18 protein-coding genes are annotated in these 20,799 nt (G+C 70.7%); 11 read left to right on the top strand and 7 right to left on the bottom strand.

What is annotated here, in order from left to right:
* The first annotated feature begins 66 nt into the window (after positions 1–66).
* Positions 67–6,507, top strand: a complete 6,441-nt coding sequence (locus tag ACIO6U_RS24905; RefSeq protein ID WP_401722366.1) for an RHS repeat domain-containing protein — start codon at positions 67–69, stop codon at positions 6,505–6,507.
* A gap of 3 nt (positions 6,508–6,510) precedes the next feature.
* The gene (locus tag ACIO6U_RS24900) at positions 6,511–6,903 is read left to right on the top strand and encodes a hypothetical protein (protein WP_401722363.1); all 393 of its coding nucleotides are present in this window, start codon (positions 6,511–6,513) and stop codon (positions 6,901–6,903) included.
* A 24-nt stretch (positions 6,904–6,927) separates the two neighbouring features.
* Here the strand turns inward: ACIO6U_RS24900 and ACIO6U_RS24895 are convergent, their stop codons facing one another.
* Positions 6,928–7,296: a hypothetical protein gene (locus tag ACIO6U_RS24895; RefSeq protein WP_355345586.1), complete on the bottom strand. Its 369-nt coding sequence runs from the start codon at positions 7,294–7,296 to the stop codon at positions 6,928–6,930.
* Between the two features lie 18 nt (positions 7,297–7,314).
* Between ACIO6U_RS24895 and ACIO6U_RS24890 the strand changes: the two genes are divergently transcribed.
* Positions 7,315–8,172, top strand: a complete 858-nt coding sequence (locus ACIO6U_RS24890) for a LysR family transcriptional regulator (RefSeq protein ID WP_401722360.1) — start codon at positions 7,315–7,317, stop codon at positions 8,170–8,172.
* Positions 8,173–8,312: 140 nt separating this feature from the next.
* Here the strand turns inward: ACIO6U_RS24890 and ACIO6U_RS24885 are convergent, their stop codons facing one another.
* Positions 8,313–8,735, bottom strand: a complete 423-nt coding sequence (locus ACIO6U_RS24885; RefSeq protein WP_355345580.1) for a hypothetical protein — start codon at positions 8,733–8,735, stop codon at positions 8,313–8,315.
* Between the two features lie 495 nt (positions 8,736–9,230).
* Between ACIO6U_RS24885 and ACIO6U_RS24880 the strand changes: the two genes are divergently transcribed.
* Entirely contained in the window at positions 9,231–9,617 is a 387-nt protein-coding gene (locus ACIO6U_RS24880) for a DoxX family protein (RefSeq protein ID WP_355345577.1), read from the top strand.
* A gap of 36 nt (positions 9,618–9,653) precedes the next feature.
* On the opposite strand, the gene ACIO6U_RS24875 is transcribed toward ACIO6U_RS24880, so the two are convergent.
* Positions 9,654–10,553, bottom strand: coding sequence for a GNAT family N-acetyltransferase (locus ACIO6U_RS24875; protein WP_401722356.1), 900 nt, complete (start codon positions 10,551–10,553; stop codon positions 9,654–9,656).
* Between the two features lie 179 nt (positions 10,554–10,732).
* Positions 10,733–11,473 (bottom strand): alpha/beta hydrolase, encoded by a 741-nt coding sequence (locus ACIO6U_RS24870; protein WP_401722353.1) that lies wholly within the window; start codon positions 11,471–11,473, stop codon positions 10,733–10,735.
* Positions 11,474–11,768: 295 nt separating this feature from the next.
* On the opposite strand from ACIO6U_RS24870, the gene ACIO6U_RS24865 reads away from it, so the two are divergent.
* Entirely contained in the window at positions 11,769–12,224 is a 456-nt protein-coding gene (locus ACIO6U_RS24865) for a hypothetical protein (RefSeq protein ID WP_355345568.1), read from the top strand.
* A gap of 122 nt (positions 12,225–12,346) precedes the next feature.
* Here ACIO6U_RS24865 and ACIO6U_RS24860 read toward each other — a convergent pair whose 3' ends face one another.
* From ACIO6U_RS24860 to ACIO6U_RS24850, 3 genes are read right to left on the bottom strand one after another with little or no spacing between them, the layout of a single operon-like run.
* A complete protein-coding gene (locus tag ACIO6U_RS24860; protein WP_401722351.1) occupies positions 12,347–13,438 on the bottom strand; it encodes an iron-containing redox enzyme family protein in 1,092 nt (363 codons plus the stop codon).
* Positions 13,438–13,707 (bottom strand): CDGSH iron-sulfur domain-containing protein, encoded by a 270-nt coding sequence (locus ACIO6U_RS24855; RefSeq protein ID WP_401722349.1) that lies wholly within the window; start codon positions 13,705–13,707, stop codon positions 13,438–13,440. The genes ACIO6U_RS24860 and ACIO6U_RS24855 overlap by 1 nt, the downstream gene beginning before the upstream one ends.
* Complete coding sequence (locus tag ACIO6U_RS24850) at positions 13,691–14,332, bottom strand: HemK2/MTQ2 family protein methyltransferase (RefSeq protein WP_355345559.1); 642 nt, start codon at positions 14,330–14,332, stop codon at positions 13,691–13,693. Before ACIO6U_RS24850 ends, ACIO6U_RS24855 begins: the two co-directional genes overlap by 17 nt.
* Positions 14,333–14,544: 212 nt before the next feature.
* Here ACIO6U_RS24850 and ACIO6U_RS24845 point away from each other — a divergent pair, with 212 nt between their 5' ends.
* The 6 genes from ACIO6U_RS24845 to ACIO6U_RS24820 all read left to right on the top strand — a co-directional run bounded on the left by ACIO6U_RS24845 (position 14,545) and on the right by ACIO6U_RS24820 (position 20,614).
* On the top strand, positions 14,545–15,924 hold the full coding sequence (locus ACIO6U_RS24845) for a peptide ligase PGM1-related protein (protein ID WP_401722346.1): 1,380 nt from the start codon (positions 14,545–14,547) through the stop codon (positions 15,922–15,924).
* A 229-nt stretch (positions 15,925–16,153) separates the two neighbouring features.
* Positions 16,154–17,419 carry an ice-binding family protein gene (locus ACIO6U_RS24840; protein WP_401722343.1) on the top strand — a complete coding sequence of 422 codons (1,266 nt, stop codon included), beginning with the start codon at positions 16,154–16,156 and terminating at the stop codon, positions 17,417–17,419.
* A gap of 246 nt (positions 17,420–17,665) precedes the next feature.
* Positions 17,666–18,256 (top strand): DUF5819 family protein, encoded by a 591-nt coding sequence (locus tag ACIO6U_RS24835; RefSeq protein ID WP_401722340.1) that lies wholly within the window; start codon positions 17,666–17,668, stop codon positions 18,254–18,256.
* A complete protein-coding gene (locus ACIO6U_RS24830; protein WP_401722337.1) occupies positions 18,246–19,319 on the top strand; it encodes an HTTM domain-containing protein in 1,074 nt (357 codons plus the stop codon). The genes ACIO6U_RS24835 and ACIO6U_RS24830 overlap by 11 nt, the downstream gene beginning before the upstream one ends.
* A 153-nt stretch (positions 19,320–19,472) precedes the next feature.
* Entirely contained in the window at positions 19,473–19,772 is a 300-nt protein-coding gene (locus tag ACIO6U_RS24825) for a hypothetical protein (RefSeq protein ID WP_401722335.1), read from the top strand.
* Between the two features lie 80 nt (positions 19,773–19,852).
* A complete protein-coding gene (locus ACIO6U_RS24820; RefSeq protein WP_401722332.1) occupies positions 19,853–20,614 on the top strand; it encodes a nucleotidyltransferase domain-containing protein in 762 nt (253 codons plus the stop codon).
* Positions 20,615–20,799: the final 185 nt, after the last annotated feature.

Below are 20,799 nucleotides of genomic sequence, written 5' to 3'. Positions count from 1 at the left end.
GGCGGTTCGTGCTGCCGACGTCGGAAGACGGGGGCGCACACGGTGAGGGATGGGGACGGGACAAGCGTGAGCGACAGACGGACATCAACGGGCGGCGCGCGCGGCAAGGCCGCGCTGCTCGCCTGCGGAGCACTGGTGGCGGGCCTGCTGCAAGTGGCCGCGCTACCGGCGGCCCAGGCCGACGACATGCCGAGAACACCGTCCCCGGGCGTGCCCGTGGCCGGACACTCCAGCACCACGACGGCGCCCCGCGCCGAGGACGGCCTGCCGCACCGGGCCGACGACCGGGCCGCGGAGAAGTCCTGGGCCGCGCCCGGAACCGCCACGGTGACGCTGCCCGCCGCGCACGCCGAGCCCACGGCGGTGCGCGCCGGAAAGCTCCCGGTGACCCTCACCGTGCCGGCGGCGGCGACATCCGCCACGGCCCGCGGCGCGGCCAAGGCGACGGCCGCGCCGTTGACCGGCGCCGCGACCGTACGCGTCCTGGACCGGAAGACCACGCGGGCCGCGGGCGTGGACGGCCTCCTGTTCACCGTCGCACCGCGGGCGGACGCCGAGGGCGGAACGGTCGGCGTCCGCGTGGACGACAGCGCGTACGCCCAGGCGTACGGCGGTGCCTACGCGGCCCGGCTGCGCCTGGTCACACTGCCCGCGTGCGCGCTGACCACCCCCGACAAGCCCGCCTGCACCACGCGGACCCCGGTCCGCGCCACGAACGACGCGGCCGCGCACACGCTGACCGCCGACGCGCTGACCCTGGCGTCCTCGGGCGTGCCCGGCACCGCGACGGTCCTCGCGGCCACCGCGGGCACGTCGAGCGACCACGGCGACTACACCGCCACGTCGCTGTCCCCGTCCTCGAACTGGAACGTCGGGCCCAACACCGGCTCCTTCACCTGGTCCTACGACATGCCCGCCCCCGACGTGCCGGGCAGCTTCACCCCGAAGGTCGGCCTGTCCTACGACTCCGGCAGCGTCGACGGCCGCACCAGCAGCACCAACAACCAGGCGTCCTGGGCCGGTGACGGCTTCGACCTGTCGCCCGGCTACATCGAGCGCAGCTACAAGTCCTGCGGCGACGAAGGCGCCAAGGACTCCTCGGGCAAGAAGTACGAGGACCTGTGCTGGGCGTACGACAACGCGTCGATCTCCTTCGACGGCCACTCCGGCCAGTTGGTCGCCACCGGCACCAACTCCTTCCGGATCAAGGGCGACGACGGCACGAAGGTCGACCGGGTCTACGGCACCTCCACCGACGTGCGCTCCAACGGCGCGCGCAACGACGAGTACTGGCGGCTGACGCTCACCGACGGCAGCCAGTACTACTTCGGCTACAACCGGCTGCCCGGCTGGGCGAGCGGCAAGGCGACCACCGACTCCACGTGGACCGTGCCGGTCTTCGGCAACAACGCCGACGAGCCGTGCCACGCCTCCACCTTCGCCAACTCCTGGTGCCAGCAGGGCTGGCGGTGGAATCTCGACTACTCCGTCGACCCGCACGGCAACGCCATCGCGTACTACTACACCAAGGAGACCAACTACTACGGCCGCGCCAGGACCGCCGCCAGCCCCACGACCTACGTCCGCGGCGGCTACCTGGACCACATCGACTACGGCCTGAAGTCCACCGCGATGTACTCGGCCAAGGCCCTCGCGCAGGTCGCCTTCACCAGCGGGGAGAGGTGCCTGTCCGCCACGGCGGGCGCCTGCGACGCCTCGAAGATCGACAACGCCGCCTCCCCCTGGTACGACACGCCGTGGGACCTCAACTGCAAGTCGACCGGCGACTGCCACTCCTTCGGCCCGTCCTTCTGGACCCGCGAGCGCCTGACCGCGGTCACCTCGCAGGTGCTCACCTCGGCCGGGAAGTACACCCCGGTCGACACGTGGAAGCTGGGCCACCAGTGGGGCATGGCCGACATCGACTACCAGTTGGAGCTGGCGTCGATCGAGCACACGGGCAACGCCGACACCCCCGAGGGCGCGCCCGACCTGACCATGCCGAAGATCACCTTCGGATACGACCAGCGCACCAACCGGCTGGACATCCCCGGTGACAACACCTCGCCGTTCATCAAGGAACGCGTCTCGACCATCGACGACGAGACCGGCGGACAGACCGACATCACCTACTCCACCGCGGCCTGCGACGCCGCGCACCTGCCCACCCCCGACACCAACACCACGCTCTGCTTCCCGCAGTCCTTCACCAAGGAGGGCGACGAGGACCCGTCGCGCCAGTGGTTCAACAAGTACGTGGTGAAGCAGGTCATCCAGTCCGACCGCACCGCCTCCTCGCCCGACGAGGTCACCAGGTACGACTACCTCGGCGGGGCCGCCTGGCACTACGACTCCGACGACGGCATCACCAAGGAGAAGTACAAGTCCTGGTCCACCTGGCGCGGTTACGCCCACGTCCAGGTCGAGACCGGCGGCCAGGACCCGGTCGGCATGAGCTCGCGGACCGACCACTACTACCTGCGCGGCATGGACGCCGACAAGACGACCGGCGGCAAGCGCACCGTGACCGTCTCCGACGACAACGGCGGCACCATCACCGACCACGACTCGCTGGCGGGCGTCGAGTACAAGACCGAGCACTACTCCGGGCCCGACGGCAAGGTGCTGGACAAGACCGTCAGCACCCCCTGGCACCACGAAACGGCCTCGGTCACCCGCAGTTGGGGCACCATCGCCGCGAATCTGACCGGCACCGCGGAGACCCGCGCCTGGACCTCCCTGGACAACGGCGCCGGTTCGTCGTGGCGGATCACCGACGTCACCCGCACCTTCGACAACACCGCGGGCCGCGTCCTGACCACCGACGACCACGGCGACATCTCCACCGCCGCCGACGACCGGTGCGCCACCACCACCTACGTCGACAACGCCACCGACTGGATCCTGGACAACCCCTCGCGGATTCTCACGGTCGCGGTGCCCTGCTCGGCGACCCCCGATTACACCAAGGACGTCCTGTCGGACATCCGCACCGCCTACGACGGCGCCTACGGAGCCGCGCCGACCGCGGGTGACGCCACGCACGTGGCGAGCCTGAAGTCCCACAACGGCACCACCGCCACCTACCTGGAGTCCGCCGCGGCCTACGACTCCTACGGCCGCGCCGTCTCGGCCACCGATCTGAGCGGCAACGTCACCGCGACCGTGACCGGCGCGCCCCAGCGCACCGACCGCACCGACGGCCGCGTCACGACCACGGTCTACGCTCCGGCGACCGGCTTCCCGACCACGACGACGGTCACCACACCGCCGGCCACCGCGGGAGACGCGAGCACCGCGCAGACCACCACCACGACCCTGGACCCCGTACGCGGGCTGCCCGTCACGGTCGTCGACACCAACGGCAAGCGCACCGACACCACATACGACGCGCTGGGCCGCAAGCTGCGGATCTGGCTGCCCGACCGCTCCAAGGCCAACAACCAGACGCCCAACTCCGCCTTCACGTACACACTGGCCGACGGCAAGCCCCCGGTGGTGGCCACCACGAGCCTCGCGGGCACCGGCACGCAGACCGCGTACGCGCTGTACGACGGCTTCCTGAGGGTCCGTCAGGCCCAGACGCCAGGGCCCAAGGGCGGCATGCTGGTATCCGACACCTTCTACGACGAACGCGGCCTGCCCGCGAAGACCTTCGCCTCGTACTACGCGGCGAAGGCGCCCTCCACCGTGCTGTACAAGGTGGACGACGCGCTGTCGGTCGAGACGCAGACGTGGAACACCTACGACGGTCTCGGCCGGGTCGTGCGCAGCCAGCAGATCGCGGGCAACGGCGACGGCGGCCAGGTCCTCGCGACCACCACCACGGCCTACGGCGGCGACCGCACCACGGTCACCCCGCCGAAGGGCGGCACACCGACCACCACGGTCGTGGACGCGGGCGGCAACGTCCGTGAGCTGGACCAGTACCAGGCCGCGACACCCACGGGCCCGTACGACAAGACGCTCTACGACTACACCCCGGCGGGCAAGCTCTCCAAGGTCACCGACGCGTCGGGCACCGTCTGGGAGTACCGCTACGACCAGCGCGGCAACCAGACCAAGGCGATCGACCCCGACAAGGGCACGACCGACTCCGGCTACGACGACCGCGGCCAACTGGTCTCCAGCACCGACCAGCGCGGCAAGAGCGTCACCCACCTCTACGACGGGCTCGGCCGGGAGACCGAGACCCACGACGGCGACGCGACCGGCCCGCTGCTGACCAAGCACGTGTGGGACCCGGCCGGTTTCAAGGGCCAGATCGCCTCGGCCGCCCGCTACGTCGGCGGCGCCACGGGCTCCGCGTACACCGTGGCCTACTCGCTGTACGACAACCTGTACCGCGCCCACCGCACGACGACCACGATCCCGGCGGCCGAAGGCGCGCTCGCCGGTTCCTACCAGGGCAACGTGCAGTACAACGCGGACGGCACCACGCAGTCCGTCGGCTACCCCGCGGCGGGCAGCCTGCCCGCGGAAGCGGTCACCCCGACCTACGACGAGGTGCTGCGGCCCAGCACGGTGTCCGGCTCCGGCGGCGCCACGTACACGACCAACACCACGTACAGCTACACCGGCCAGGCGCTCCAGTACACCTTCCAGGCGGCCGGGCAGAAGATGACCCAGGTCACCAACACCTACCAGTGGGGCACCCAGCGGCTGTCCAACTCCCGCGTCGACCGGCAGGACGCGCCGGGCACCGACAAGTCCGCCACGTACGGCTACGACCCGGCCGGTGACATCACCTCGCTCACCGACGTCTCCCGCGACGGCACCGACGCCCAGTGCTTCCAGTACGACTACCTGGGCCGGCTGACCGAGGCGTGGGCGCAGGGCTCGGCGGGCTGCGCGGCCACCCCGAGCGCCGCGGCACTCGGCGGCCCGGCCGCGTACTGGCAGTCCTTCGGCTACGACAAGGCGGGCGACCGCACCAAGGAGACGGACCACTCCGCCACCGGCGCCACCGCACAGGACACCGTCCGCGACTACTCCTACCCCGCCCCGACCAGCCCCCAGCCGCACACGCTCAGCCAGATGCGGACCACGGGCCCCGGCGGCAGCACGCTGAAGTCCTACACGTACGACGCGATCGGCGGCACCCAGACCAGCACGGTCGGCGCGGCCAAGCAGACCCAGGTGTGGGACACCGAGGGCCACCTGACCCAGGTGACCGCGGTCGACGGCAACGGCGGTACGAAGACCACCTCGTACGTCTACGACGCCGACGGCAACCGGCTGGTGGTCCGTACCGACAGCGGCAGCACGCTCTACCTCGGCGGCACCGAGGTCGCCCTCGCCAAGGGGTCGACCACACCGCGCGCCACCCGCTACTACGACCTCGGCGACGGCAACCAGGCGATGCGCACCGACGACAACAAGGTGTCGTTCCTGATCGCCGACAGCCAGGGCACCAGCCAACTCCAGATCAACGGCGCCGACCTGACCATGCAGCAGCGCCGTACCACCCCCTTCGGGGAACCACGCGGCACGGCGCCGACCGCCTGGTCGGGGGACAAGGGCTTCGTCGGCGGCGTCAACGACCCGGGCACCGGCCTGACCCACCTCGGCGCCCGCGACTACGACCCGTCGACCGGCCGCTTCACCTCGGTCGACGCCGACCTCGACACCAGCGACCCGCAGTCGCTCAACGGCTACGCGTACGCGGGCAACGACCCCGTCTCCCAGAGCGACCCGACGGGCCTGTACACCTGCCGCAACGGTCACGAGGGCTGTGACGAGCACGGCAACGCCTGCGGCAAGGACTGCAGCGCGTGGGCGACCCAGACCGGTGACTGCGTGCACACCGAGTGCAGCAGCAGCAAGGTCAACCAGAACCCGTACGTCAGCCTCAAGACGCAGCGCAAGGTCTCCTACGCGCGACGCCACTGCGACGACCTGTGCGGCACCCTCGGCATCTCCTCGCCGAGGGAACACCGGTGGCAGGACCTGATCAAGGACCTGTACGGCGGCAACGCGCCGGAGCCCGAGCGGGACACGTACGCGGCCGCGCACGCCCAGGAGAAGTCCGTCGCCTTCTCGCCGCACCCGAGCTACAAATACACGATGTCGGAGCTGATCGGGCCCAACAGCCTCGGCACACCCGAGGAGATCATGGCCTACTTCAAGGCGCACCCGAAGGAGATGTTCCCGTTCAAGGTGACCGGCTGCGACGCCTTCACCCAGGGCGCGATGTGCACGCTGCACCCGGGCGACTCGATCGCGCACGGCCTCGGCCGGATCGCGGGCGGACCCGGCAAGGTGAAGGTGTCCTTCAAGGACAAGACCTCCTTCACCTTCACGGTGACCAACAAGGGATACTTCGACGACGCCGGTTCGCAGATCAAGTTCTCGATCTCGTCCCGGAAGGACGGCGTGTACCTGACGCAGAAGGCATACACGACGGGGTCGAACTTGTTCGCGTGGGCCGGGGTCAAGATGGGCGCCGCCAAGCAGCAGTGGCAGCAGCAGGCCCGCAATCTGCGGAACGCCATGGAGAACAAATAACGGATGACACGCACGACGCGTAGGGCCTGGCTGTCCTCGGCCCCATGGATCGCCGCCGCGGTGGCGACTCCGTGGGCGTCGAGGGCGGCCTCGCCCGTCGACCCCACGGTGGTCACCCTGCTGGCCGCCTTCGTCGCAGTCGGCGTCCTGGGCATCCCGCTGGGCGTCCTGCTCGGACGCCTGGGCGTCCGGCGGGAGGCCGTCGCCGTGGCCGCGCTCGCGGTGGCCGGGGCGGCGGCCTCCTGCGCGGTCCGGATCGTCGGCGCCAGTGACGAGGGCCCGGCGGGCAAGGCGGCGATCGTCCTCGCGCTGGCCGCGCTCTTCGCGGTCCTGGCCCTGCCCCTGCCCGCCGTCGGCTTCGTCGTGGCGTGGGTGCGGCGGAAGCGCGCGCACTGAGCACGCGCCCGCCCGGTCGGTCGGTCAGGCCAGCGGCTCGTGGTTGGCCCAGACGACCTGGTACGGGTAGCGGGCCTGCCAGCGGCTGATGAGTTCCTCGGTGCCGGGAATGGCGAAGGCCGCGTTGAGCGCGTCGAGGTCGGCGACGCCGATGTGGACGATCGCGGTGGCGGTGAACACCGGGCTGTGGTCGTCCGCGGGAACACGGATGTGGCGCCGGGCGGAGAAGGTACGCACGTGCCCGGAGCCCACCATCAGGCTTTCGATGTCCTTGAGGTATTGATCCAGGTCCGCGTCCGGGATCGACGGTTCGAACGAGACAATCATCGTATGGCTGATCATGGGTCCATGGAACCGCCGCCCGGCCGCCACGTCCAAGACCTTCTGGATCATCGGCGATAACCTGAGGGCATGAGTGACCTGGAGACGCGCGAGCTGGAGTACTTCGTCGCGGTCGCCGAGGAACTGCACTTCGGCCGTGCCGCCGAGCGCCTGTCCATCGCGCAGCCCGCGCTGTCGAAGGCGATCCGGCGGGTCGAGTCGCGCCTCGGTGTCCTGCTCCTGACCCGTACGAGCCGCCATGTGGCGCTCACCCCGGCGGGGGAGGCGCTGCTGCACCACGGCCGCCACGCGCTCAACGCGGTCGGCGCGGCGGCCGAGAGCGCGCGCCGGGCCGGTGACGCGCGGGCCCAGCTGCGGCTCGTGATCAAGCCGGGCGGGGACGCCAATCTGCTGTCCGGAATCCTCGCCGCGTACGCGGAACGGCCGGACGCGCGCCGGGTGGACGTGCTGTTCGGCGGCGCCACCGACCGGGCCGACCACCTGCGGGACGGCAGGGCCGATGTGGCGCTGCTGTACGCGCCCTTCGACGACCTGACCGGGCTCGCGTCCCAGACGCTGTTCGTGGAGGGGCGGGTGGCGATCCTGCCGCGTGACCACCGGCTGGCCGGGCGTACGCAGCTGCGGCTCGCGGATCTGGACGGCGAGACGCTGCCGCGCTGGCAGGGCGTGGGCTGGGCGGGTGTGCCCGACGACGGGAGCGGGCCGGAGGTCGCGGACGTGCCGCAGATGGTCCAGATGATCGTGCTGGGGCGGATGATCGCGGTGCTGCCGCGGTCGCTCGCCGAGCCGGCGCATCCGGGTCTGGTGTGCGTGCCGGTGACCGACGCGCCCACGAGCCGGCTGGTCGTGGCGTGGTCGCGGAGCGACGACCGGGCGCTTGTCGCCTCGTTCGTACGGGCGGCGGTGGCAGCGGCGGGCAGGGCGTAGGCGTAGCGCGTGTGGTGCGCGGCGCGCACGCGTCGGTGCGCGAGAGCCGCGAGCCCGACCGCCGCCTCCACCGTACTGAGGGTGGGGCGGCGGTCCGGCCGGTGCCGCGTGTGGTGCGAGTGGTGCTGCGGACTGCCTGACTACCGGCCGACGCGCGGGAGGCTGTTGAGCTTGCCGGGCAGTGCGGTGTTCGTCTGCTGGGCCCGCATGAGAGCGAGGACCGCGCCGACACCGGCGAGGATCAGGCTCACCCAGAAGCTGAAGCCGTGGCCACCGGCCGGGCCGAAGTCGGAGTGCGCGAAGATCGCGATCAGGTACAGGACGAAGCCCACCGCGAAGCCGACGAAGGTCAGCATGCGGTCGGGCGCGGGCAGCGTGACGGTGGGCACGAAGAGGCTGACCGCGAGCACCGCGGCGCTGAGCACCGTGATGACCATCGCGAACCAGGCTATGAACAGCCCGTGGCTGAAGTGCCAGGCACTCCAACTCACGCTGCCGAGGTTGATGCCGTAACCGCTCCCGAAATCCCAGGAGTAGTAGTCGAAGAACGAGAAGATCAACACAATGAACCCGATACCGAGAATTGCCCAGTCGAGTCGGTTGACCGAAGCCGGGTCGAAAGAACCCCCGGACGGGCCGCTCGCGCTCGGCGGCTGAGTCGGTGGGCCCGGCGGCGGTACATCGTGCGACATGGTGACTTGTCTCCCTGCTGACGTCGTTCTACGAACACTCGGGGGCTGAGAATAGCGGTACGTCGCCCCACCCCGTAAGCAGGTTGGACCGACCTGCATCACATGGGTTCAATTGGTCGCTTTGTTACGTGTGGGGACGCCAGTGGCGGGAGTTGACTTCTCGGTCCCACGGGTTCTGTGGGGAGGGTAAAAGGGGTGAAAGCGGCCCGCACAAGGTTCAAGCATGCGCAAATTCAGCGTATTTGGCCGCGCCCGGTCCCGTGCCCGTCCTGTCTTCGTCCCGCGCCGTTTCCGCTGGCGTGTCACAGGGCGCGGCGGCTGTCTCGTCCTACGGGACACAGGCAATTCCCGATCAAGGAGCGGACGATGAACCTCGCGCTGTGGATCGTCACCGGGCTGCTGGCCGCGGTGGCACTGACCGGCGGTGTTTCCAAGGCATTCATTCCCAAGGACAAACTGACCGCCACTCACGGCGGCGGCTGGACCGGCGACGCCAGTGTCACCTTCGTCAAATCCCTCGGCGTCCTCGAACTCCTCGCCGCTTTCGGCCTCATCCTTCCCGCCGCTCTCGACGTGGCCCCCTTCTTCGTCCCCGTCACCGCGATCTGCTGGTGCCTCCTGATGGTCGGCGCGATGACCACCCACGCCCGTCGCCCGGCCGAAGCCCCCTTCGTCCTCCTCAACCTCTTCTATCTCTGCCTGGCCCTGTTCATCACCTGGGGCCGCCTCGGCCCCCACCCCTTCACCGGGTGAGGCCGCAGTGGCCGCGGCCATCGTGGCGGTGGTGGCTCATCCCGACGGCGGTGTGGTGATCCGCTTCTCGAACCAGTGGTGGGCGTACGGCTCGTCGTTGAAGGCCGCGACCTCCTCGAAACCGCAGGAGTGGTACAGGCTGATCGCGGCGTTCAGCGCCTTGTTGGTGTCAAGGCGCAGCAGGTCCCGGCCGTCGCGGGCGGCCCGCAGTTCCAGTTCGGCCAGGAAGCGGCGGCCGAGGCCGAGTCTGCGGGCCCGCGGCGCGACCCACATGCGCTTGATCTCGGCCGGGGCCCCCGGCGGCAGCTTCAGACCGGCGCAGCCGACCGGCTCACCGTGCAGCCGGGCGACCAGGAAGAGGCCGTGCGGCGACCGGAGTTCACCGGCGTCGGGCAGGAGACTGCGCGCGGGATCGAAACCGGCGTCGAAGCTTTCGCGCAACTCGGCGAAGTAGGACCGCATGCAGTGCTCGGCGTCGGGGTGGTCCGGGTCGACGACGTCCAGCGTGACCGTCGCGGCGGTCAGCAGCCGGTCGACCTCGGCCATGGCGGCGACCAGCCGGGAGCGCTGGACGGCGTTGAGCGGCTCCAGCAGGGAACCCGCCAGTTCGTCGCTGCGACCGTCGAGCACGGCGCGCTCGGCGCGACCGGCGTCGGTGAGCCGGACGGTGCGCACCCGTCTGTCGCGGGGCAGCGGCTCCACCGTCACCAGCCCGTCCGTCTCCAGGGAGCGCAGCAGACGGCTGACGTATCCCGAGTCGAGGCCGAGCCGTTCGCGCAACCGGCGTACGTCCTGGCCCCGTTCGCCGATCTCCCACAGGAGCCGGGCCTCACCGATCGGCCGGTCGCGGCCCAGATAACGGTCGTGGAGCACGCCCACGCGCTCTGTGACGGTGCGGTTGAACCGCCGCACCTGGGCGATCTCTCGTGCGTCCATTCTCTGACTCTAGTCAGAGAAGTCCCGTCGGACCAGAGGTGACCGATCCACGTCGCTCCCCGGTGCCTCCGGTCGTAGGGCCGTGTGTGGAGGAGCGCCGCCGAGCCGGTGGCGGCGCTCCTCCGGGGCCGTCCCGGTCGGAGCGGGCTACCGTCCGGGACCGGTCTGACGGCGCGCCGCTACTTCAGGTGGCGGGTGAAGAACTGGGCCGCGGCGGCACCCGCGGACTCCGGGACTCCGGCGTGTCCGCCGAGGTGGGCGTGGAGGGACTTCTCCTTGGAGCCGAAGGTGTCGAAGAGATCCAGGGACGCCTGCCGGTCGTTGCCTTCGTCGTCCCACTGAAGGAGGACGTGCAGGGGAATGGTGACCTGCCTGGCCTCCTCGAAGATGGCGCGGGGCACGAGGCTCCCGGCGAACAGAACGGCGGCCGAGACGCGAGGCTCGACCACCGCCAGCCGGACGCCGACGGAGATCACCCCTCCCGAGTACCCGACCGGGCCGTCGACCTCGGGCAGTGCGAGAAGGGCGTCCAGGGCGGCCCGCCATTCCGGGACGGCCGCCTCCACCAGGGGGAGGACCAGGGCGTGGACGATCTCGTCGCCGACCGGCTCGCCGGTCTCCATCGCCCGGCGCAGGTCGGCGCGGGCCTCGTCGAGGGGGGGCAGGCGGGGCCGGTCGCCGCTTCCGGGGAGCTCGATGGTGGCCGTGGCGAAACCCTCCGCCGCGCAGCCCAGGGCCCGGCCCAGCAGCCGGGGGTACATCTTGCGCAGCCCGAGGGGAGGGTGGCCGAGCAGAATCAGCGGCACCGGTGCCACCGCGGACGCCGCATCGGGCGTCCACAAAATGCCGGGGATCTCGCCGAGGGTGAATTCGCGTTCGAGGACGCTTTCGTCGAGGCGCTGCTCAGAAGTGAATCGCATGGTCGTGCCTTTCGGGAGTGCTCGTTGACGGCGCTCCCGGACGACCTATCGCCCGACCGTGGCCCCAGAGGGGAGCACCCATGTGGATACTGCGTTCACGGGTACCACCTCCTCGTTCTCTCGCACGGCCTCGGGGAGGGTAGCAAGGTCCGGGCACGCTTCGCCAAGGGGTTTTCCCCGCGACGCCGTGGCCGCCGGCCGTCCCCGGTGCGCCCCCGGCCTCCCGCCGCGGGCCGGTCGCGCCGGGCGCTCCGATCGCCGTGATGGACACGGCCGGCCGGGGAAGGTCTTGCACATGACCAACCATGAACAAGAGCGCGGCCCCGCGGCACCGGCCCGACGTCCCGCAGGGCTGAGCGACGCCTCGGTGGAGGCGCTCGGCATCCTCTCCGAAGCCCTCGAGACGGTGGAGCGGGCGCGCGGGCGGCTGTACGACTTCCACCAGCTCACCGGGGGAGCCGACCTGCGACTCGGCGAGGCGGTCGAGCACCTCAGGGCCGCGGGCCACGCGGAACACGCGGAGCGGCTCGAACGCGAGATCGTCGGCCGCAACGTCCTGCCGGGCTACTGGACCTTCCAGATGGTCGAGGCGTACGACGACACGTACGTCGAACCCTTCCGGCGCATGGAGGAGCAGATCCGCACCGACCTGGCGGGCGGCGCGCGCCACATCCACGAGGCCGAGATGAAGGAGGCGCGCCGCACGCACGGCCACCCCGACCACACGGCCCGCCCCCCGCGTCCGTCCTGACCCGTATCCCGCCCCCCCCGGAAGAGGCCACCGGCCCGGCGGCGCGCCCCCAAGCCCATGGTGCCGCCACCGGACCGGGCCGGTGGGTCAATTCCTCGGACCCGCGTCGGGCAGGGGAACCGTCAGCCTCCGGTGCGCGGCGACGGCCAGTCCCGTAGCGGCTCCAACGGCGTGCGCAGCGCGCTGCGTCCGTTCCGCCAGGCGTCGAGCAGCGCCGCGCCGAGACGGTCCTCCAGCAGCCCGGTCGCCTCGATGCCGAGGACCACGTCGGCGTCCAACTGCGGCTCCGCGGCCAGCAGAGGAGCGATCACCTCGTGGCGTACGACCTGTTCGTGGACGGCGTCCGCTTCGACGTGCTCGTCGTAGAAGCGCTCCGCGGCAGGGCCCGCGCCGTTGGCGCGCATCGCCCGCGCCAGCCGCCGGGAACCCGGCGACGAGGTGATCTCGACGGCGGCGAAGTGCCCGACGAGCGCGCCGCGGAGCGCGCGGTGCAGGCCGAAGAGCGACATCAGGTTGACCACCGCCAGCGCCTCGGCGGGCGCCGCGTCCAGATAGCGGCCGTACGCGGTGTCCAGGCCGAGGTCCGTCATCAGGTCGGCGAAGAGCCGCGCGTGGATGTCCTCCGCGTGCCCGCCGCCGAACTCGTCGAATTCGACGGCGACCATCGCCGCCTTCGCCCGGCCGTGGAGGCGCGGGATCACCCAGGCGTGGGGATCGGCCTCCTTGAGGTGGTACAGGGACCGCAGGGCCGCGTACTCCCGCAAGTGCTCGAGATGGCCCTCGGGCTGGAGGTAATGACTGACACCGGTGCCGTCGTCTCCCACCGGTTCGACCAGCAGGGCGGCGACGGAGTCCGCCGCGTGCGGGCGGGTCGGCGCGTCCGCGCGCACCTGGCGCAGGAAACGGTCCTCCAGGAAGCCGCGCGTCCGCAGCAGCTCCACGTCCCACTCACGGTCGTCGGCCACACCCGCGAAGCCCTGGTAGTGCAATTCGTACAGCGAATACAGGGCGAGTTGCAGGTCGTCGCCGTACGGATCGGCGGCGGCCACGGCACCGGCGCCGGGCAGCTCTCCCGCGCCGTCGCGCAGCGACGCCACCACGGCGGCCGACAGCGGCCCGCGGGGCGTCGGAAGCGGGGGAGTGGTGGCACGCGACTCACGGTAGGAGGTCGGGTTCGCGGTCGGCGGGTTCGCGGTCGGGTACGCGGTCGTCATCAGGTCTCTCCCTCCGGCCCGGCCGGAGCCGTCCGCTGCGCGCCGCACGCCGGCGGCTCTCCGTCCCCGCCGCCCTTGGACCGGCGGCGGTGGCTGGTGTCGCACCATGGGTGCGTCCGGCTGCGGCGGCAGGTGCACACCGCGACCATGAAGCGGTGCGAGGTCACGGCGACACCGTCGTCGCCGACGACGGTCACCGGCCCCTCGACCAGGACGGGCCCGTCCCGTTCGACCAGGACGCGGCGCGGGCGCTCAGGCGTGTTCGGCACGGATCACCACCAGCTCCTCCTTGTCCTGCTCCCCGTCGATCAGTCCCGCCTGCCGCAGCCACGCCGTTCGTCCGCGCAGTACGGGCCCGAAGGGGATCAGCTCCCGGTCGGTCACCGCCGCGCGCAGCCCGGCCTCCGCCAGGGAGGCCAGCGTCGCCTCGACCCCGCACAGCGCCGAGTGCACCATCAGCAGGACGCCGTGCGGCGCCAGGACCCGTGGCGCGGTCGCGCAGATCCGGTCCACGACCGCCCGCCCGTCGTGCCCCGCGTCCCAGGAGCGGGCCGCGCCCCGTACCGGCGGCTCGGCCGCGGGGGAGGGGACGTAGGGCGGATTGCTGACCACCAGGTCGTACGGGCGGTCGTGCCGCCCCCGCTGCCCCGCGAGGTCGCCGTGCAGCACCCGTACCCGCCGCCCGGCCCTCAGGGCGTTCGCGCGGGCCGAGAGCACGGCCTGCCACGCGATGTCCACGGCGGTCACCCGGGCGCCCAGCCGCGCGGCGCAGATGGCCAGCGCGCCGCTGCCGGTGCACAGATCCAGTACGTGCATCCCGGGCGCCACGGCCTCGCGGCACATGGCCCGCATCAGGAGGTGGGTGTCCTGCTGGGGTTGATAGACACCTGGCATACACAGCACGGTCCACCTCCGACGCATGATGCGATGACTTTGAGTCACCTATTTGTGTGGTCCAGGGCCGACTGCCCCGGATGCGGGGTACCAATCGACGGACGGCGACCCGATAGGGATTCGGACGGTTCCGGAAATTCCGGAACCGGGTTTCCCGCCGCGATCGCGGGCACACACCCTCTATGGCGCCGAAGGACAGTGGCACTCCATCATTGATCGTTCTTGCCAACTTCGCCTCCGCACTCGCTGTCGACCTGCGGGAACACGCCGTGGTCGCCCGGTGGGCCGAGCAGGCCCCGCGGAAGATCTGGCTGACCCGGCCCGGTGACGTACTGCTGACCCCGGTCCCGCTGTCCGAGCCGTTCGCGCGGTATGCGTGCGCCCTGACCGGCGTCCCGAGGGACTCCGTACGGATCGTCACCGTCCGTGACCGACCCGGTGTCGCGATGGCCGACTCCGTGGCCGACACGCCCGGCCTGACCGACGAGCTGCGCGCGCTCGCGGCGGGCCGCCCCGGCACCCGGCTGCTGCCCATCGCCCTGGACGCCTCGACGTTCGCGCTCGCCGCCGCGCTGGGAGTGCCGGTGTCCCCCTGCGGTCGCGGCGGGCCGGCGGTCGGGGCCGAAGCGCTGGCGGTCACGGAGCTGTGCAACACCAAGGCCGGTTTCCGCGCCGTGGCCGAGCGGACCGGGATGCGCGTGCCGTACGGGCGCACCTGCTCGGGGCCCGACCTGCGCGAGACCGTACGTGCGGTGCTCCGGGCGGCCGGTTCCGGGCGCGGTGTCGTGAAACCCGACCGGTCGGCGGGCGGGCACGGGCTGCGGTTCGTCGGCGCCGACGATCCGCTGGTCGCGGCGGACGGCTTGGGTGTGGACGGACGTGGTGTCGCCGGGCCGGACGGTCTGGGCTCGGACGGCTTGGGCGTGGACGGACGTGGTGTCGACGGTTTCGGGCCGGACGGTTTCGGGCCGGACGGTTTCGCGTCAGAAGGATTCGGGTCGGACAGCCGCTGGACCGTGGAGGAGTACGTCCCCCACACCGTCTCGATCAGCGCCCAGTTCGTGGCCGCGGCGGGGGGACCGCGACCGCTCTTCGACGGTGTCATGCGCACCGAGGACGGCTCCTTCACCGGCTACCGGGCTCCGCTGCGCGGCATCGTGCACCCGACGGTGTGCGACGAACTGCGCGACTGGGGCATGGCCTTCGGCCGCCACCTGATCGCGCACGGCTACCGCGGCCCCTACGACATCGACGCCCTCGTGGCCACCGACGGCACCCTGTACGCCACCGAATCCAACGTCCGCCGCACCGCGACGACCACCCCGTACGACCTGGTCGTCCGCCTCGCCCGCGGCACCCCCGTCACCTGGACGACGGGCACGGTCCACGCGTCCGGTCCGTACTCCTTCACCGCCGCACTCGACCGCCTCCGTGACCGCGCGCTGGACTACGACCCCGAACGCGGCGACGGCGTCGTCCTCTACGCCGACGCCCCTGCGGACGGCGTGAGTTGGCGGTACGCGATCCTGGCGCGCTCCGCGCGGAGGCTGGACGAGTTGGCGGCGTCCTTGCCGTCCGCGCTCCAGGACTGAACGATGATTTTCTCGCGGCGCATTCCGGCGTGACGTGCAATAGCGGGAACGTTTTTCGGGCCTCGCGATTCTGCGATATTCGACCATGCCGGTTGATAAATCAATCCTTCACTCGTATGCGTGCATCGCTTCCGCATCTCTTTCTTTAGTGTGCCTGGCACGGAGTCGGCCGTCCTCAGAACCCGCATTTTCGGGCTTCGCTGCCGTTCCTGTCAGGAGTCACGCCTCTATGACGTCACAGATCCTGCCCGCGCCGAAAGGTCGCACCATTCCCACGTGGGTCGCGGCGGTGGTCGCGCCGCTGATCGCCGCGTCTCTCGTCGCCGCGGTGTCGACCCAGGCGGATGCCACCGCCACGGCCGTCCCGCTGGGAACGGCGGACAGTTTCGCCGTACTTGCCGGTCAGACGGTCACCAACACGGGTCCTTCGGTGATCACCGGAGACCTCGGGGTGAGTCCCGGCACCGCCATCACCGGTTTCCCGCCCGGCCTGGTCAACGGGGCCCAGCACTCGGCGGACGCGGTCGCCCTCCAGGCGAAGTCCGACCTGGTCACAGCGTTCAACGACGCCGCAGGACAGGCCACGGACTCGGCGCTGCCCCCGGACGCCGGGGGTTTGTCCCTGGTCCCCGGCGTCTACACCTCCTCGTCCACGCTCGGTCTCACCGGCACGCTGACCCTCGACGCCCAGGGCGATCCCAACGCCGTGTGGGTGTTCCAGGTGGGCTCCGGCCTGACCACCGCGTCCGCGAGCCGCGTTCTCCTGGTCAACGGCGCCTCGCCGTGCAACGTCTTCTGGGAGATCGGCAGTTCGGCCACGATCGGCACCAACTCCACCTTCGTGGGCAACATCCTCGCCCTGACCTCGATCAACGTGACCACGGGCGCGAGCATCGACGGCCGCGCCCTGGCCCGTAACGGCTCGGTGACGCTGGACACCAACCGCATCACGCGGCCGGCGTGCGGCACGGGCACGACGACCGGTGGCACCACCACGGGCGGTACGACGACCGGTGGCACGACCACCGGCGGGACCACGACCGGTGGCACGACGACGGGTGGCACGACCACCGGCGGCACTACCACGGGCGGAACGACGGCGGGAACCACCACGGGCGGGACGACCACGGGTGGGACGACGGCCGGGACGACCACGGGTGGGACGACGACCGGTGGCACCACGACCGGTGGGACGACCACGGGTGGTACGACGACCGGTGGCACGACCACTGGCGGGACCACGGGCGGCACCACGACCGGCGGCACCACGACGGGTGGTACGACGACCGGCGGGGCCACCACCGGCGGTTCGACCGGCGGCACGGGTCACTACCCGGGCAAGCACTGCAAGCCGAAGAAGCCGGTGAAGCACTGCCCGCCCAAGAAGCCCGTGAAGCACTGCCCGCCGAAGAAGAGGCCGGGCAAGCCCGGCGGTTGGTCCGACAACCAGGGCTACGGCGCACAACCCGCTTCCCAGGCGGGTCACCAGCGCTGACGCGCCCGGAGCACGACCCCGCTCGGTGAGCGACCAAGCGGTGCGCGGCGGAATCGACACCGAATCCGCCGCGCGCCGCGGCACCGGGCCGCACAAAAGGCAGCAGCGGAAAGTAGAGGGCAGGCGCAGATGCGGGCAGCAGGGACAGCGGTGCGGGTCGATTCCGACACGCACGTGCGGGAATTGCCGGACGAATCACCGGAGTTCTCCGGACAACACCGACTGCCCGTCCCGCTGAGAGCGGGCATGGGGATCGCAATCGCGCTGATCGTGGCCACGGCGTTGACCCATGTGGCCATGGTGTTCCTGCACGTGGCACCGGCCAATCCGATCTCGCAGCGGTTCGGCCGCCAGATCAACGCCTGGATCTACCCGGTCTTCGAGCAGAATTGGCAGTTGTTCGCACCGGATCCCGAGTCGGTGGACCGGACGGTCTACGCCCGTGTCGCGAGCACCGGCCCCGACGGGACCATGCACGTCACCGCGTGGGTCGACCTGACCGCAGCCGACACGGCGGCGGTCGAGCACGACCCGTTCCCCAGCCACACCCACCAGAACATGCTGCGCCGGGCCTGGTCCTCCTACGTCGACACGCACGGGAGCGACGACGAGCCCCACTCGGACCGCGCGGTCATGACCCAGCGGTACCTGCGCAACATCGCGGTGCAGCGCGTGGGGGCCCGCCCACCCGTCGGCGACGGTCCCGTCCAGTCCGTCCAACTCCGAGTGGTCACCGTGCCCGTCGCCGTCCAGCACGCGCGTCCGGTCGCCACCGCGGCCACGGCCGCCGACACCCGTTTGCTGCCCTGGTGGAAGGTGCCCTCGAATGACCACTGACCAGGTGACGTCCACTGACGACGCGGTGCGGCCGGCGCCCGACGTGCCGCGGCCCACCCCGAATGGGACCGGCCGGGCGTACGCCCTGCTCACGGAGCGACCGGTGTCCCTGTACGCGTCGGCCGTGCTGCGGATCGGATACGGACTGCTCTATCTCGTCTTCCTGCTGCGGGAGTTCTCGCATCGCGACGAGATCTGGGGACCCGGCTCGCCGTGGACTCCCGACCTCGCCCGGCAGCTCTTCGCCCAGAGCGGCTGGGCCAGCATCCTCACGCTGTCCGACAACAAGGTCTACTTCGAGATCTGTTACGCCTTCGCCGTGCTCATCTGCGCGCTCTTCGCACTGGGTTGGCGGACGCGGGCGGTCTCCGTGCTCTTCGCCGTCGTCGTCGCCTCATTCCACGCCAGGGCGCTCTTCATGACGGACGGCGGCGACAACCTCACCCTGCTGATGTCCGTCTACCTGATGTTCACCGCCTGCGGACGACGCTGGTCCCTGGACGCACGCCGCACTCGGCTTCGCCCCGCCCGCCCTGGCACGCGCGCACTCGCGCAACTCCGTTACGTCCGGCGCACGTTGACCACGGTGCTGCACAACTGCGGCATGTTCGTCATCGCGGCCCAGGTCTGCTTCCTCTACGGATCCGCCGGCCTCTACAAGGTCCAGGGCGCCTCCTGGGGCAACGGCACCGCCCTGCACGACGTACTCAATCTCCCCCTCTTCCAGCCCTGGCCCGCGCTGTCCCATCTCGCCGACAGCTTTCCGACGGTGCTCGTCATCGCCGGTTACGGGACCGTGCTCGTCCAAGTCGCCTTCCCCTTCGTTCTGTTCGGCCGCCTCAAGTACCCCGTCCTCGTCGTCCTGATCGGCATGCACACCGGCATCGCCCTCTTCCTCGGCCTGCCGCTCTTCTCTGCGGCGATGATCATCGCCGACACCGCCTTCCTCCCCGACCGCCTCTACCTCTCCCTCTCTACCCAGCTCCGCCGATTCCGCCGCCCCACCCCCGCGCCACCGGACCCCACCGACGCGCCCCCCATCCCCGCCCAACCCGCGCTCTAGGCTGTGTCGCCAGCGGAAGCCGGTGAGCCGGGCGTCCCCTGACCTCTACCTCTCGACGTCGAGCACGCCGCCTCCCGCCGACCGCGTGGTGTCCATCTCGCCGCGTAAACTGTCGGCTCCGACGGTTTCCCGTTCGACCCGAAGGACTCAGCCGTGGCCGACCGGCCCGAGATTGTCTGCATCTGCGGCTCCACCCGGTTCGTGGCCGAGATGCGCGCGGCGAACCGTGACCTGACCTTCGCCGGTGCCATCGTCGTCGCGCCGGGCGAGGCGGACGAGCCGATCACCGCCGAGCAGAAGACCGCACTGGACGCCCTCCACCTGCGCAAGATCGACCTGGCCGACCGCGTTCTGATCGTCAACCCCGGCGGCTACGTCGGCGAGTCCACGACCCGGGAGATCGCCTACGCCCAAGCCACCGGCAAACCGATCTCGTTCACCGATCCCGTCTGACCACTACTACTCCAGCCCCGTAGATCGTCAGCATGCGGAACCTGCGGCGCAGTGCGTGCACGTGTGCGAGGATCTCGGCTATGGCGGCGACTGAAACGGATCTCGTTCTCAACCGGTTCGTCTCCGAGATACAGCTGGCGGTGCCGATGGTGGCCGTCTGGGCACACGGTTCACTCGCGCTTGGCGACTTCCAGCCGGGACGCAGCGATCTTGATCTCATCGCGATCGTCGAACGCCCTCTGGACGGCGAGCACAGGGACCGGCTGGCGAGCATTCACCAGCGCCTGCTGGACGAAGAGCCAGCCGCGGCCAAGTTGCACTGCTCATACATGGTCACGACATCGCTCTCCGAGGTCGAGACGCACCATGTCACCTGGGCACACAGCATGATCCTGGAACGCCCAGTGACACCGGTCACCCGCCGAGAACTGCTCGACGGCGGGCTCACCCTCCATGGTCCGTCGCCGACGGAACTGCTCCCGCCGCTCACGTGCGGGCAGTTGGAGGACTTCATCCGGCGCGACCTGGGACAGTTCTGGCTTCCGGCCACAGGCAAGCCCCTACTTTGGCTCCGGGACGTCTGGGTGGATCTGGGCCTGCTGGTCCTGGCCCGAGCCACCGTCACGCTACGCGACGGACGGCTGATCACAAAGGGTGAGGCCCTCGCGGAACTGCTGGAACTGGGTGCCCCGGCAGATGTGGTTCGAGACATCCATGAGCGCCGGTACGCAGATCCCAAGCCGATCAGCCCTTTGCGGCGAATCCGCCGAGCGATGCGGGCCCGCGCCTTCGTGCGGCGTGGTATCAAGCGGACTCTGGCCATGGGCGGAAGCCCCGAGTAGGCGTCGCCCAGCGTGGATACGTCAAGACGGTCCGCCGGATGCACCTTCGGCTGATCGGATGAGTAGCAGGCCAGGTGGCCACCGGGACGTTCAAGGACGTGAGCGTCTACGACGGCACCACCGACCTGTCCCGCTCCTGGCCGCACTGCAACGAATGGAAACGCTTCGGCGTCGCGGGCGACTCA

The organism is Streptomyces sp. NPDC087422, from assembly GCF_044744145.1.
Taxonomy (GTDB): Bacteria; Actinomycetota; Actinomycetes; order Streptomycetales; family Streptomycetaceae; genus Actinacidiphila.
Note: the sequence above shows the minus strand (reverse complement) of the source record. Positions and strands in the feature narration are given on the sequence as shown.